General features: G+C 71.2%; 12 protein-coding genes. 10 read left to right on the top strand and 2 right to left on the bottom strand.

What is annotated here, in order from left to right:
* The first annotated feature begins 149 nt into the window (after nt 1-149).
* The 9 genes from ssuE to ACH4FH_RS07490 all read left to right on the top strand — a co-directional run bounded on the left by ssuE (nt 150) and on the right by ACH4FH_RS07490 (nt 10,832).
* Entirely contained in the window at nt 150-704 is a 555-nt protein-coding gene (gene ssuE / locus ACH4FH_RS07450; RefSeq protein WP_398554800.1) for an NADPH-dependent FMN reductase, read from the top strand.
* Nucleotides 705-760: 56 nt separating this feature from the next.
* Entirely contained in the window at nt 761-1,966 is a 1,206-nt protein-coding gene (locus tag ACH4FH_RS07455) for an SfnB family sulfur acquisition oxidoreductase (protein WP_398554801.1), read from the top strand.
* A gap of 61 nt (nt 1,967-2,027) precedes the next feature.
* Nucleotides 2,028-3,185, top strand: coding sequence for an LLM class flavin-dependent oxidoreductase (locus ACH4FH_RS07460; protein ID WP_398554802.1), 1,158 nt, complete (start codon nt 2,028-2,030; stop codon nt 3,183-3,185).
* A gap of 203 nt (nt 3,186-3,388) precedes the next feature.
* Nucleotides 3,389-6,385 (top strand): glycoside hydrolase family 2 TIM barrel-domain containing protein, encoded by a 2,997-nt coding sequence (locus ACH4FH_RS07465; protein ID WP_398555205.1) that lies wholly within the window; start codon nt 3,389-3,391, stop codon nt 6,383-6,385.
* A gap of 145 nt (nt 6,386-6,530) precedes the next feature.
* Entirely contained in the window at nt 6,531-7,451 is a 921-nt protein-coding gene (gene mmuM / locus ACH4FH_RS07470) for a homocysteine S-methyltransferase (protein WP_398554803.1), read from the top strand.
* 161 nt (nt 7,452-7,612) lie between these two features.
* Entirely contained in the window at nt 7,613-8,407 is a 795-nt protein-coding gene (locus tag ACH4FH_RS07475; RefSeq protein ID WP_398554804.1) for an ABC transporter substrate-binding protein, read from the top strand.
* A 36-nt stretch (nt 8,408-8,443) separates the two neighbouring features.
* Nucleotides 8,444-9,229 (top strand): amino acid ABC transporter permease, encoded by a 786-nt coding sequence (locus tag ACH4FH_RS07480; protein ID WP_398554805.1) that lies wholly within the window; start codon nt 8,444-8,446, stop codon nt 9,227-9,229.
* Between the two features lie 5 nt (nt 9,230-9,234).
* Nucleotides 9,235-10,065, top strand: coding sequence for an amino acid ABC transporter ATP-binding protein (locus tag ACH4FH_RS07485; RefSeq protein WP_398554806.1), 831 nt, complete (start codon nt 9,235-9,237; stop codon nt 10,063-10,065).
* Between the two features lie 293 nt (nt 10,066-10,358).
* Complete coding sequence (locus ACH4FH_RS07490) at nt 10,359-10,832, top strand: hypothetical protein (protein ID WP_398554807.1); 474 nt, start codon at nt 10,359-10,361, stop codon at nt 10,830-10,832.
* 150 nt (nt 10,833-10,982) lie between these two features.
* Here ACH4FH_RS07490 and ACH4FH_RS07495 read toward each other — a convergent pair whose 3' ends face one another.
* Complete coding sequence (locus tag ACH4FH_RS07495) at nt 10,983-11,822, bottom strand: hypothetical protein (protein ID WP_398554808.1); 840 nt, start codon at nt 11,820-11,822, stop codon at nt 10,983-10,985.
* 135 nt (nt 11,823-11,957) lie between these two features.
* Here ACH4FH_RS07495 and ACH4FH_RS07500 point away from each other — a divergent pair, with 135 nt between their 5' ends.
* Nucleotides 11,958-12,923, top strand: coding sequence for an acetylxylan esterase (locus tag ACH4FH_RS07500; RefSeq protein WP_398554809.1), 966 nt, complete (start codon nt 11,958-11,960; stop codon nt 12,921-12,923).
* A 23-nt stretch (nt 12,924-12,946) separates the two neighbouring features.
* Here the strand turns inward: ACH4FH_RS07500 and xylA are convergent, their stop codons facing one another.
* Complete coding sequence (gene xylA / locus ACH4FH_RS07505) at nt 12,947-14,110, bottom strand: xylose isomerase (protein ID WP_398554810.1); 1,164 nt, start codon at nt 14,108-14,110, stop codon at nt 12,947-12,949.
* Between the last annotated feature and the right edge of the window lie 21 nt (nt 14,111-14,131).

Raw genomic sequence — 14,131 nt, forward strand, 5'->3', positions numbered from 1 at the left:
GGGGGCGGTCGGGGCCGCCGGTGGTGGCCGGGAACCACCGGGGGAGGACCTCCGGGTTGCCGGCGGGGGGGGCGCGGCCCCCCCCCGCGCCCCCCACCCCGGCCCCCCTCCTTCGTCCTCCTCGCCACCACACTTCGAGGTGATCGTGCATGGCCACCGTCCTGTCCGTCTCCGGCAGTCCCTCCGCGACCTCGCGGACCGCCCGCCTGCTGCGTCATCTGGACGCCCGGCTCACCGCCGAGGGACACCACGTCGTCCCGCTGGACGTCCGTACGCTGCCCGCCCAGGACCTGCTGGGCGCCGACTTCGGCCACCCGGCGATCGTCGAGGCCACCGAGCTGTTCGCGCAGGCGGACGGCATCATCATCGGCACCCCGGTCTACAAGGCCGCCTACTCCGGACTGCTCAAGTCACTGCTGGACCTGCTGCCGCAGTACGCGCTGCGGGACAAGACCGTCCTGCCGCTGGCGACGGGCGGCAGCACCGCACACGTCCTGGCGATCGACTACGCACTGCGGCCGGTGCTGTCGTCGATGGGCGCCGGGCACATCGTCCAGGGCTGGTTCGTCCTCGACCGTCATCTGGCGGTACGCGAGGACGGCTCGCTGACCGTCGACCCCGCCGCGCAGGAAGGGCTCCACCAGGTCCTGCACCAGTTCTCCGGCGCGCTCGGAGGGAGCCCGCTGCTGTCCGTCGCCGGCTGACCGCCGACCTGCCCCCTCCCTCTTCTCGTCCGCCCACGCCCTCAGGAGGCAGCACCGTGACCGCTCCCGCGCGGCCCGTCCCCGCCCATGTGATCACCGACGACGCCGAGGCCCTGGCGGTCGCCGCGGAACTGGCCGAGGAGTTCCGCGCCGGTGCGGCCGGGCGCGATGCCGGACGGCAGCTGCCGCACGCCGAAGTGGAGCGGCTCTCGACGAGCGGGCTCCTGGGCATCACCGTGCCGCGCGGCCACGGCGGTGCGCAGGTGCGGACGACGACGCTGGCCGAGGTCTTCCGGCTGCTGGCGTCGGCGGACGCCAGCCTGTCGCAGATCCCGCAGAGCCATTTCGTGTACGTCAATGTGTTGCTCCGTCAGGGAGACGCGGCGCAGCGGAAGTTCTTCCTCGGTGAGGTTCTGGCGGGGCGGCGGTTCGGCAACGCGCAGTCGGAGGCAGGCACCCGGCACGTCCAGGACATCCGCACCCGGCTGCTGCCCGCGGCCGACGGCTCGTATCTGCTGACCGGGGTCAAGCACTATGCGACGGGGGCACTGTTCGCGGACTGGATTCCGGTGCTGGCACGGGGCCGTGACGACGCACTGCATGTGGCGTACGTACCGCGGGACGCTCCGGGGGTCCGGATCGTCGACGACTGGGACGGCATGGGTCAGCGCACGACGGCCAGCGGCACGGTGCGCCTGACGGAGGTCGCGGTGCCTGCGGACCGCGTCCTGCCCCACCACCTCACCTTCCGAGGACCTCAACTGCACGGTGCGGTGGCCCAGTTGCTGCATGCCGCGATCGACACCGGGATCGCCTCCGGCGCACTGGCGGAGGCCGTGGCGTTCGTCCGGTCCAAGAGCCGGCCCTGGTTCGAGAGCGGTTTCGAGACCGCGGCGGAGGACCCCCTGCTCATCCAGCGGTTCGGCGAACTGGCGGTCCGGGTGCGGGCCGCGGAGGCACTGCTGGCCTCGGCGGCGCGGACGGTGGACTCGGCGCAGGCCGCCCTGACCGACGATTCCGCCGCCGAGGCGTCGATCGCGGTGGCCGCGGCGAAGGTGGTGGCCGCGGAGGCGGCGGTGGAGACCGGCAGCGCGCTGTTCGAGGTGGCCGGCACCAGGGCCGCTCTGGACGGCCTCAATCTGCACCGGCACTGGCGCGACGCGCGCACCCACACCCTGCACGATCCGGTCCGCTGGAAGGTGCAGCACATCGGCCGCCATGTCCTCAACGGCGTCCGGCCGCCGCGTCACGGCCTGTTGTGAGCCCCACGCTCCCCCGCGCCGGTCAGCCCCTACGTCACCCCTGTCATCCCCGGAGTACCCCATGTCCCTCACCTTCCACTGGTTCCTGCCCACCTACGGCGACAGCCGCCACGTCGTCGGCGGCGGTCACGGCCTGCCCGCCGGGGCGGCCGGCGGGGAGCGGCCGGCCACCCTCGGCTACCTCACCCAGATCGCCCGCGCCGCCGAGGACCTCGGCTTCGAAGGAGCCCTCACGCCCACCGGCGCCTGGTGCGAGGACGCCTGGCTGACCACCGCCATGCTGGCCCGGGAGACCGAGCGGCTGAAGTTCCTGGTCGCCTTCCGGCCCGGCATCGTGGCGCCCACCCTGGCCGCCCAGATGGCGGCCACCTTCCAGCGGCACTCCGGCGGGCGGCTGCTGCTGAACGTCGTCACCGGCGGGGAGAGCCACGAGCAGCGCGCGTACGGGGACTTCCTGGACAAGGACGCCCGGTATGCGCGGACCGGCGAATTCCTGCGCATCGTCCGGGAGTTGTGGCAAGGAGGAACGGTGGATTTCGCCGGCGAGCAGCTGCGGGTGGAGGGTGCCCGGCTCGCGCGGGTGCCCGATCCGGTCCCGCAGGTGTATTTCGGCGGGTCCTCCCCCGCCGCCGGCGAGGTCGCGGCCCGGTCCGCCGATGTCTATCTGACCTGGGGCGAACCGCCGGCCCAGGTCGAGCGGAAGATCGCCTGGATCCGGGAGCTGGCGGAGCGCGCCGGCCGCACAGTGCGGTTCGGCATCCGCCTCCATGTGATCACCCGCGACACCGCGGACGCGGCCTGGGCCGAGGCGCGGCGGCTGCTGGACGGCTTCACCCCGGAGGCGATCAGCGCCGTGCAGGCGGGGCTGGCGCGCAGCGAGTCGGAGGGCCAGCGCCGGATGCTGGCGCTGCACGGCGGCAGCACCGACGGGCTGGAGATCGCGCCCAACCTGTGGGCCGGTATCGGGCTCGTGCGGGGCGGCGCGGGTACCGCACTGGTGGGCAGCCACACCGAGGTGGCGGAGCGGATCGCCGAGTACCACCGGCTGGGCATCGACGAGTTCATTCTGTCCGGGCACCCGCACGTCGAGGAGGCGTACTGGTTCGGTGAGGGCGTGCTGCCGCTGCTGCGGGACTCGGGTCTGTGGCGGCATCCGACGGCCGCGGGCGTCGGCGAGCCGCCCGCCGCGGTCCCGTTCGCCGCGGAACTCGCCCGCTGACGTGTCGCGTGCGGCGGCCGGGGCGCCTTCCCGGCCGCCGCCGGGAAGTGGTTACGGCGTCGCCGCGCCGCCGGACCAATCCTCCGCATCCGGCTGCGGTGCGCGTCCGGTCGTGATTCGCTGAGCTGATCCCCCACCGCATGGCCGTTGCCCCGCAGCGAGGAGGACCAGTGACCGGCACGTCACCGCACAGGCCGCACCACATGTCGGACGGGCAGGCCCCGCAGGATGCCGCCGATGAGCCCGCACCGGGCCTCCCGGCGTACTACGAGGACCGTTCGCCGGGGAGCGGGTGTCTGCCGCCGCGCGCGTGGTACGCCGGGTCCGATGCCGCGCAGCTCTCGCTGCACGGCACCTGGCGCTTCCGGCTCTCGCCCACCGCCACGGCCCACGACGATTCCTTCGCCCGCCCCGACTTCGACGATTCCTGCTGGCATGACCTGCGGGTGCCGGGCCACTGGGTGCTCAAGGGCCCCTTCGCCACCGAGGGCTCCTACGGGCCATCGGAGGAGCTGCCGCACGGCGGCTCGCCCGCGTACACCAACACCGCCTACCCCTTTCCGGTCGATCCCCCGCGGGTGCCGGACGAGAACCCGACGGGCGACCACCGCCATGTCTTCGACCTGCCCGCCGGGTGGGGCGAAGGGCCCGCGGTGCTGCACTTCGGCGGGGTGGAGTCCTGCGCGAGGGTCTGGCTCAACGGGCAGGAGCTGGGGAACTTCCAGGGCAGCAGACTGCCGCACGAGTTCGCGGTGGGGCATCTGCTGCGGCCACGGCGCAACGTCCTCGCCGTGCGTGTCCACCAGTGGTCGGCGGGCAGCTATCTGGAGGACCAGGACCAGTGGTGGCTGCCGGGCATCTTCCGCGACGTCTCGCTCCACCGCCGCCCGGCAGGCTCCGTCGTGGACCACTTCGTGCACGCCGGGTTCGACGACGTCACCGGCCACGGCACGCTCCGCGTGGACTGCGAGCCGGCCGGCCGGATCACCGTCCCGGCCCTGGACCTCGACCTGCCGACCGGCCGCAGCGCCACGGTCCCGGTCCGCCCGTGGAGCGCGGAGCGGCCCCACCTCTACGACGCGGAACTGGTCACCGCGGGCGAGCGGATTCCGCTGCGCATCGGGTTCCGCACGGTCCGGATCGAGGGCGGCCTCCTCAAGGTCAACGGCCGCCGCATCCTGCTCCGCGGCGTCAACCGCCATGAGTTCCACCCCCGCTACGGCCGCACCCTCGGCCCGGAGGCGATGCGCCGCGATCTGCTGCTGATGAAGCAGCACAACATCAACGCGGTGCGCACCAGCCACTACCCGCCGCACCCCGCGTTCCTCGACCTCTGCGACGAGCTGGGCCTGTGGGTCATCGACGAATGCGATCTGGAGACGCACGGCTTCACGCAACAGGGCTGGCGGGACAACCCGGTCGACGACGAGCGCTGGGAGCCGGCGCTGCTCGACCGCGCCCGGCGGATGGTCGAGCGGGACAAGAACCATCCCGCCGTCATCCTGTGGTCCCTGGGCAACGAGTGCGGCACCGGGCGCGGGCTGTCCGCCATGGCCGCCTGGATGCGGGAGCGGGACCCGTCCCGCCCGCTGCACTACGAGGGCGACCCCAGTTGCGCCGACACCGATGTCTACTCCCGGATGTACGCCGACCACGCCGAGGTCGAACGCATCGGCCGGCGTGCGGAAGAGCCGCTTGCCGACAAGGAGTTGGACGCCCGGCGGCGTGGCCTCCCCTTCATCCTCTGCGAGTACGCGCACGCCATGGGCAACGGTCCGGGCGGGCTGAGCGAGTACCAGCGCCTCTTCGAGACGTACGAGCGCTGCCAGGGCGGCTTCGTGTGGGAGTGGATCGACCACGGGCTGCGGCAGCAGACGCCCGACGGCGAGGTGTTCCACGCCTACGGCGGCGACTTCGGCGAGGAGCTGCACGACGGCAACTTCGTCTGCGACGGGCTGGTCTTCCCCGACCGGACGCCGTCGCCGGGCCTGGTCGAATTCAAGAAGGTCATCGAGCCGGTGCGCATCGACGGAGCCGGTCCCCCGGGCACCGTCCGGATCACCAACCTCCACGACGTAACCGACCTCGGGCACCTCGCGTTCCCCTGGGCCTACGAGGTGGAGGGCGCGGCGCGCGCGGACGGCAGGCTCGCCGTGCCGGTATTGGCGCCCGGCGAATCGGCCGATGTGAAGCTCCCCGCACCGCCCGGCGGGCCGGACGACGACGGCACGGAAGCCCATTGGACGGTGCGGGCGGTCCTGGCCGAGGACACCGCATGGGCGCGGGCGGGACACGAGGTCGCGTGGGGCCAGCTGCCCGCCACTGCGCGCCGCACCGCGCCCGCCCCGGCGGCCACCGCGGTGCCACGCCGCGGTGAGGGCAATGTGATCGTCCTCGGTCCCGGCACCTTCGACGCCACCACCGGCGCGCTCTGCTATCTGGACGGTGTGCGGATCGGCGGCCCCCGGCTGGAGGTGTGGCGGGCGCCCACCGACAACGACGAGGCCGCGCCCTGGCAGCCGGGGCCCCGGCCCGCCACCGAGTGGCGGCGGATCGGACTGCACCGGATGCGTCACCGCGTCGACGCGGTCGATGTCGGCCCGCACACCCTGGAGGTGCGATGCCGGATCGCACCGGCCGGTACGGACCTGGCGCTGCGCACGGTCTACCGCTGGACGGCGGACCAAGGCCGGCTGCGGCTGGAGACCGCCGTCGACCCGGAGGGCGACTGGCCCGCTCCGCTGCCCCGACTGGGCCTGCGGATGGCGGTGTGCGGCAGCCTCGGGCTCGCGCAGTGGTTCGGTGGCGGACCGGGTGAGGGCTACCCGGACACCCGGGCCGCGGCGCGGGTGGGCCGCTGGACACTGCCGGTGGACGCCCTCCAGACGCCGTACGTCCGGCCGCAGGAGAACGGCGCGCGGCCCGGGGTCCGCTGGGCGCAGCTGACCCGCACCGACGGTTCGGGGCTGCGGATCGAGGGCGACCCGGACTTCTTCTTCACCGCCCGTCGCTGGTCTGTCGAGGAGTTGGACGCGGCCCGGCACACCACGGACCTCAGACCCGGCGAACGGCTGTGGCTGCATCTCGATCACGCGCAGCACGGCATCGGCAGCCAGTCGTGCGGGCCGGGTGTGCTGCCGCAGCACCGGCTGGAGGCGGCGCCGGCCCGCTTCTCCTTCGTCCTCTCCTCGCTGCGCTGACTGCCCGCGTGGGCGCCGAGGCGGCAGCGCGGAGGGTTCCCGCAGGTCAGGGCAGCTGCCGACCGACGCTCCAGCGGCGATCGGCGATACGATCCGAAGGAGCCGACCGCCCCGGCCGGCCCACCGCGACGAGAGGTACCGCACCATGTCCAGCACCCCCCGGCCGCTCACCGAAGCCCTCGCGTCGGGACCGGTCGTCCTGGACGGCGGGCTGTCCAACCAGCTGGAGTCCGCCGGGCACGACCTGAGCGACGCCCTGTGGTCGGCCCGGCTGCTCGCCGAGGAGCCGGCAGCCATCGTGGCGGCGCACCGTGCCTACTACGAGGCGGGTGCGCAGGTCGCGATCACCTCCAGCTACCAGGCGACGTACGAGGGGTTCGCGCAGCGTGGCATCGGCGCGCAGGAGGCCACCGCCCTGCTCGGCCGCAGTGTGGAACTGGCGCGCGAGGCCGCCCGGCAGGCCCAGGACGGCGGCGTGAGCGGCCCCCTGTACGTCGCCGCGTCGGCGGGCCCGTACGGCGCGATGCTGGCGGACGGCTCCGAATACCGCGGTCGCTACGGACTGTCGGTGGACGAGCTGGAGCGGTTCCACCGTCCCCGTCTGGAGGTGCTGGCCGAGGCGCGGCCCGATGTGCTGGCCCTGGAGACGGTGCCGGACGCCGAGGAGGCCCGCGCGCTGCTGCGGGCGGTGCGCGGCCTCGGCGTGCCGGCCTATCTGTCGTACAGCGTCACGGGTGACCGCACCCGGGCCGGGCAGCCGCTGGAGGAGGCATTCGCCCTGGCCGCCGAGGCCGACGAGGTGATCGCGGTCGGCGTGAACTGCTGTGCGCCGCAGGACGCGGACCGTGCGGTCGCGACGGCGGCCCGGATCACCGGAAAGCCGGTGGTGGTCTATCCGAACAGCGGCGAGAGCTGGGACGCGCAGGCGCGCGCCTGGTGCGGCAGCCCGGCCTTCAGCGCGGAACGGGTCGCCGGGTGGGCCGCCGAGGGAGCCCGGCTCATCGGCGGCTGCTGCCGGGTCGGACCGGCCGCGATCGCCGAGCTGGCCGCGGGCCTGGGCCGCTGAGGACGCGGTCTTTCGGAACGGCGCGGTCCGCGGACGCGGGCCGGAGGCGTTACACAGACGCAACCCGCACAGCGGCGACAGAGGCCCTGGCCAGTGGCAGGATGCAGCGCAACTCTCAGCACCGCACGGCTTTTGGATCTTGAATCTGCCCTGGAGGACCCGTGTCCGCTCGCTCCTCGTTGCCTGTCATAGCCGTCGCCGCGGCCGTCGTCGTACTGGCGGGATGCACCAGCACCAAGTCCGACGGGAAGCAGGGTTCCGGCCTGGAGCTGGTCTCCTCCGGGACCCTCAAGACCTGCACCCACCTTCCGTACGCACCGTTCCAGGTGAAAAAGGAGGGCAAGGTCGTCGGCTTCGATGTCGACCTGGTGGACCTGGTGGCCAAGGAGCTCAAGGTCAAGCAGGAGATCGTCAACACGCCGTTCGAGGGCATCGAGACCGGCCAGGACTTCAACATCCGCAAATGCGATCTGGCCGCCGCGGGCATGACGATCACGCCCGCGCGGGACAAGGTCATGGATTTCTCCGACCCTTATTTCAATGCCACTCAGGCACTGCTGACGAAGAAGGGCAAGCCCTTCAAGAAGGCTGAGGATCTCAAGGGAAAGAAGCTCGGCTACCAGAAGGCCACCACCGGCGAGATCTACGCCAAGGAGCACGGCAAGGGCGCCGAGCTGGTGGAGTTCGAGGACCTGGGATTGCTGCTGACGGCCGTGAAGTCCGGTCAGATCGATGCCGGTGTCAACGACAACGGCGTGCTCTTCGACTATGTGAAGAAGAACCAGGACACCGAGGTGACCGCGGAGTTCAACACCGGTGAGCACTACGGCATCGGCGTGCGCACCGGAAACGACGCGCTCCGCAAGAAGGTCAACGAGGTCATCAAGCAGGCCAAGTCCGACGGGAGTTACGACCGGATCTACAAGAAGTGGTTCGGCACCACCCCGCAGAGCTGACACCGCCGCACAACGAATCGGAGAAGGTCGGCTCTCATGCCCCTGTCCAAACGACAGCGCGCGCGGATAACCCGCGGCGCGCAGTACGGCGTCCTGGCCATCGTCGTAGTGGTCTTCGCCCTGCTCGCCGACTGGCAGCAGCTGCGGGAAGCGTTCTTCGACGTCGAAGTCATCAAGGCGCTCTTCCCTGAGATCATCACCATCGCCCTGGTCAACACCGTCATTTACACCCTGCTCGGCTTCGGCTTCGGTCTGGCACTCGGACTGGTACTGGCCCTGATGCGGCTCTCCTCCGTACCGCCGTACCGCTGGATCGCCGTCACCTATATCGAGTTCTTCCGCGGAATTCCCTGTCTGCTGGTGTTCATCGCACTCGGCTTCGGTGTGCCGCTCGCCTTCGAAGTGGCGCTCGACATGAACGTCACGGTCATGCTGTCCCTCGGTCTGGTGGGCGCCGCGTACATGGCGGAGACCATCCGGGCGGGCATTCAGGCCGTGCCCAAGGGCCAGACGGAGGCGGCCCGTTCACTGGGAATGTCGCACGGCCGGGCGATGATATCGATCGTCATTCCGCAGGCGTTCCGCATCGTCCTGCCGCCGCTGACCAACGAGCTGATCCTGCTCACCAAGGATTCCTCGCTCGTCTATCTGCTGGGGCTCTCGCTCGGCCAGTTCGAGCTGGCCAACTTCGGCCGGGACGCGCTCACCGAGCACAAGAGCCTGACCCCGATCCTGATCGCCGGACTGCTCTATCTCGTGATCACCCTCCCGCTCGGCCAGTTGGTCCGGCGGCTCGAGGCCCGTACGGCGAAGGCCAGGTGACCGGCATGAAGCAGGACAAGGTTTCGCAGGAGTCCGGCGACGCGAAGGCCATCGATGTGCAAGGACTGCACAAGTCCTTCGGCGAGCTGGAGGTGCTGCGCGGGATCGACTTCTCGGTGGCGCGCGGCGAGGTGGTGTGTGTCATCGGGCCGTCGGGCTCGGGCAAGTCGACGCTGCTGCGGTGCGTGAATCTGCTGGAGGAGCCGAGTGCGGGCCGGGTCACCGTGGCCGGCACCGACGTCACCGACCCGGACGTCGACATCGATCGGGTCCGGCGCCGGATCGGCATGGTCTTCCAGTCCTTCAACCTCTTCCCGCACCTGACCGCGCTGGAGAATCTGACGATCGCGCAGCGGCGGGTGCTGCGGCGCGACCGGGGGGAGGCGGTACGGGTCGCCCGCGCCAACCTCGCGCGGGTGGGACTGAGCGACAAGGAAGGGTCCTACCCGGCACAACTGTCGGGCGGTCAGCAGCAGCGGGTGGCCATCGCCCGTGCGCTGTCCATGGACCCGCAGCTGATGCTCTTCGACGAGCCGACCTCGGCGCTGGACCCGGAGCTGGTCGGCGATGTGCTGGCGGTGATGCGGTCGCTGGCGGACGAGGGCATGACCATGCTCGTCGTCACGCACGAGATGAGCTTCGCGCGAGAGGTCGCCGACCGGGTGGTCTTCATGGACGGCGGAGTGATCGTCGAGGAGGGCACCCCCGAGCAGGTGGTGGGCGATCCCCAGCACGAGCGGACCAGAACGTTCCTGGCGCGGGTCCTCGACCCGGCGGCCGCTGAGGTGGGCGAGGTCGCGGACCCCGGGGCATCCGGCAAACGCGTCGACCGCTGAGCCCGAACCGCATCCCATGGTCCCAATACATGGGTAGGCGGCGGGAGTTGTACGGATTGAGCAAGGACACATCGGGTAATGCGCCCCGGCCGTCCGTCCAACCGTCGGCTGCCCGCCGCCGGCCCTGCGTTGGCGGCCCTGACCGCGAGGGGCGGGGCAGGTGGAGACTGTCGGCCGTGACTGGGACGCGTGGAGCATCTGACGATGTGGTGAATGCCGGCACGCGACGGACGACTACGTGATCGACTCTCCCTGTTCGTACTCATGTTCTTTCGTGCGGGGTGAAAACAACTTTGTCGAAACACACCTACGGGCTGACCGCCGTAGCGATCTTCGGTGCGGTGCTTGCGGTGCTGCTGACCAGCACATCAGCGCAGGCCGGCACCGCGAGCAAAACGCTCAAGTGGCGGTGGAGCGCAACGGCCGATGGCTCCGTGTGCATGCTGAAGGCTGATGTCGCCGCGAAGCCCGTCAAGATCAAGGGCAAGTGGAAGGTCAGGGTCCGCGGGGGCTGGCTGGGCTGCAGCAGGGGCGTCGCGGTCGGCGGCGCCGACGGAAACCTCTCCGTCACCGCGAAGGGCCCCAACGGCAAGCGGTACGGCGGTACCACCGGGATCTGCCTTGACACGACGTGCGGCAAGACCGTCTACGTCCCGTACACCGGCCAGGGCACCTACCGCGCCATGGCCTACGTGACCAACGGCGGATACCTGGTCAAGTACGGCCATGACCCGCAGGTCCGCCCCTACCGCAATGTAAAGCGGTAACGACCGTACCCACCCGGCATTCGCGTACGGCGAGGCGTCGAGATGCTCGCGGTCGCGCCGGGACAGGTCGGTGACGGACGGCCCTGACCTTCAACGGTCAGGGCCGTCTCACCGACTGGCGGGGCACCGACGAGGGAGACAACCGCCGGCTCAGGACAGCGGCTTGGTGAGCTTCTTCGTGGCGGTGCTGTTGCCCGCCAGGCTGCAGCTGACGGTCTTGATGCCGAGCTTGTAACCGCTGATGTTGGGGAACTGGACGTATGTCCCCTCCGCGGTCCCGGCGGGCTGGCGGGCCGCCTTGCTCTCCAGCTCGCGCTTGCACAGCGACGACGCCTCCCCCTTGATGGCGGCGCTGGTGGTGAAGCCGGAGCCCAGCCGATGGGTGCTGACGACCTCGGCGTCGTGCGGGCCGTTGCAGGAGGCCGCGTCGTTGTTGCCGCCGCCGTCCGAAGGGCGGTCGAAGCAGTCGCCCACCTTCAGCTGGAAGAAGGGGATCTTGCCGTTGCTCGGCGACGGCATCAGGCTCTCCATGTCCGTGCCGGTCGGCGTCGCGGACGCGGACGGGTACCCGGACGGCGAGCTGCTGGCGCTCTCGGACGGGGTGGCACCGGTGCTCGTGCCGGCCGTGGGCCGTGCGCGGTTCTTGCTGTCGTCGTCACCGCTGTTGGCGACCACCACGGCGACGATGACCGCCGCCACGACCACGACGCCCGCACCGATGATCGCCGCGATGGTCTTGCCGTTGCCGCCACCGCCGGGCGGGCCGGGCGGCTGCTGCCAGCCTCCGGGTCCCGCCGGACCGCCGGGGCCGTAGCCGCCGCCCTGGCCGTAGCCCCCGGGGGGCGGATTGCCGGCCGGCGAGCCGTAGCCGCCCTGGCCGTAGCCGCCCTGACCCTGACCGCTCTGGCCGTAGCCGCCGGCAGGCGGGCCGAAGCCACCCGAATTGTCGTGAGGTGGCTGATTCGGCGGCGGGGGCGGAGGAAAGCTCATGGCAGAAATAATCGCTTCTTTACGGGGAGTCGGGAGACACAGTGACCAACCTGGAACATTCTCCGTCCGAAAAATTCGGTATACGGGCACGGTTGGCATCAGTCGGTAAGTAACACTACGGCCCGGAGGTTTTTCGTGTTCACCGACCTACCCCTGGACGAGCTGCGCCGCTACCGCCCGCCGCTTCCCGAGCCGGCCGGGTTCGACACGTTCTGGCAGCGGACACTCGCCGAGGCCCGAAGCCACGACCTGGACCCGCGGTTCACCGAGGTCGATGCGGGGCTCGCTCTGCTGCGCAGCCACGACGTGGAGTTCTCCGGCTTCGGTGGCCACCGCATCCGGGGCTGGTTCCTGCTCCCGCGCGACGCCACCGAGCCGCTGCCGTGCGTCGTGCAGTACATCGGATACGGCGGTGGCCGGCTGCTGCCGCACGACTGGCTGCTGTGGCCCTCCGCGGGGTACGCGACGCTGGTCATGGACACCCGCGGGCAGAGCGGTCCCAACCGGCCCGGTGACACCCCCGATCCGGTCGGCTCCACCAACCCGGGTGTTCCCGGCAAAATGACCCAGGGGCTCCTCGATCCCCACGACTACTACTACCGGCGCCTGTTCACCGACGCGGTACGCGCCGTCGAGGTGGCCCGGGGGCACGCCGCGGTCGACCCCGGCCGGATCGTGGTCGCCGGCGGCAGCCAGGGCGGCGCCTCCGCGCTCGCGGTGGCGGGCCTGGTGCCGGACCTGGCGGGCGCGCTGATCGATGTCCCGTTCCTGACACACATCCGGCGCGCGCTCGACGTCACCGACGAGGGCCCCTACGGCGAACTCGCCCGCTACTTCGCGGGCGAGCGCACCCACATCGACACCGCGCTGGACACCCTGGACCACTTCGACGGACTGAACTTCGCGACCCGCGCGAGCGCTCCCGCGCTGTTCGCGACGGCGCTGCGCGACCCGATCGTGCCGCCCTCCACCGGCTTCGCGGCCTACCACCACTACGCGGGCGAGAAGGACCTGCGGGTCTGGCGGTTCAACGCCCACGAGAGCGGCGGCGGACAGCAGCGGGCGGCCGAGATCCAGTTCCTGCGCGAACTGCTCGCCTGACCGACCCCCAGGGGCTCAGGGGCTCAGGCGGCTCCCAGCAGGTGATCGAGGGCCAGCTGGTCCAGATGCTCGAAGGCCATTCCCCGGGCGGCTGCCGCCTCGACGTCGAAGGACGCGTAGGCGGAGTCGTCCGCGAGCAGCCCGGCCAGCCCGTCCGCGGCGGTCGGACGGCTCAGCTCGTCCAGGCGCGCGGCGCGCAGCGCGTCCTGGACGGCCGGGTCGGCCCGGAAGGCCGCCGCGCGCTCCTTGAGCATCAGGTAGTTGCGCATGCAGCCGGCCGCCGAGGCCCAGACGCCGTCCAGATCCTCGGTGCGCGGCGGCTTGAAGTCGAAGTGCCGCGGACCGTCGTAACCGGCCGTCTCCAGCAGGTCGACGAGCCAGAACGCGGACCGGAGGTCGCCCGCGCCGAAGCGCAGGTCCTGGTCGTACTTGATCCCGGTCTGGCCGTTGAGGTCGATGTGGAAGAGCTTGCCGGACCAGAGCGCCTGGGCGATGCCGTGCGGGAAGTTGAGCCCGGCCATCTGCTCGTGCCCGACCTCGGGGTTGACCCCGTAGAGCTCGGGGCGCTCCAACCGCTCGATGAACGCCAGGGCGTGGCCGACCGTGGGAAGCAGGATGTCGCCGCGCGGCTCGTTGGGCTTGGGCTCGATGGCGAACTTCAGGTCGTAGCCCTGCTCGACGACGTACTGGCCGAGGAGGTCGAACGCCTCCTTCATCCGGTCCAGGGCGGCCCGTACGTCCTTGGCCGCGCCCGACTCGGAGCCCTCCCGCCCGCCCCAGGCGACATAGGTGCGAGCGCCCAGCTCGACGGCGAGGTCGATGTTGCGGATCGTCTTGCGCAGGGCGTAGCGGCGGACGTCGCGGTCGTTGGCGGTGAAGGCGCCGTCCTTGAAGACCGGGTGGGTGAAGAGGTTGGTCGTCGCCATCGGCACGACCATGCCGGTGGCGTCCAGCGCCTGCCGGAAGCGCTTGACCACCGCCTCGCGGTCGATGTCGCCGGAGCCGAACGGGATCAGGTCGTCGTCGTGGAAGGTCACGCCGTAGGCGCCCAGTTCGGCGAGCCGCTGGACGGACTCGACGGGGTCGAGGGCGCGGCGGGTGGCGTCCCCGAAGGGGTCCCGGCCCTGCCAGCCGACCGTCCACAGACCGAAACTGAACTTGTCCTCGGGCACGGGCTGATGACTCATCGCGGCTCCCTCGGTCATTTC

Origin of the sequence: Streptomyces sp. NPDC017993 (assembly GCF_044328065.1) — a bacterium.
GTDB lineage: Bacteria > Actinomycetota > Actinomycetes > Streptomycetales > Streptomycetaceae > Streptomyces.

What these genes read in the sequence shown, in the direction of transcription:
- mmuM (WP_398554803.1), top strand. Translation starts at nt 6,531, where the DNA reads ATGTCCAGCACCCCCCGGCCGCTCACCGAAGCCCTCGCGTCGGGACCG.
- ACH4FH_RS07465 (WP_398555205.1), top strand. Translation starts at nt 3,389, where the DNA reads ATGTCGGACGGGCAGGCCCCGCAGGATGCCGCCGATGAGCCCGCACCG.
- ACH4FH_RS07485 (WP_398554806.1), top strand. Translation starts at nt 9,235, where the DNA reads ATGAAGCAGGACAAGGTTTCGCAGGAGTCCGGCGACGCGAAGGCCATC.
- ACH4FH_RS07480 (WP_398554805.1), top strand. Translation starts at nt 8,444, where the DNA reads ATGCCCCTGTCCAAACGACAGCGCGCGCGGATAACCCGCGGCGCGCAG.
- ACH4FH_RS07495 (WP_398554808.1), bottom strand. Translation starts at nt 11,822, where the DNA reads ATGAGCTTTCCTCCGCCCCCGCCGCCGAATCAGCCACCTCACGACAAT.
- xylA (WP_398554810.1), bottom strand. Translation starts at nt 14,110, where the DNA reads ATGAGTCATCAGCCCGTGCCCGAGGACAAGTTCAGTTTCGGTCTGTGG.
- ssuE (WP_398554800.1), top strand. Translation starts at nt 150, where the DNA reads ATGGCCACCGTCCTGTCCGTCTCCGGCAGTCCCTCCGCGACCTCGCGG.
- ACH4FH_RS07460 (WP_398554802.1), top strand. Translation starts at nt 2,028, where the DNA reads ATGTCCCTCACCTTCCACTGGTTCCTGCCCACCTACGGCGACAGCCGC.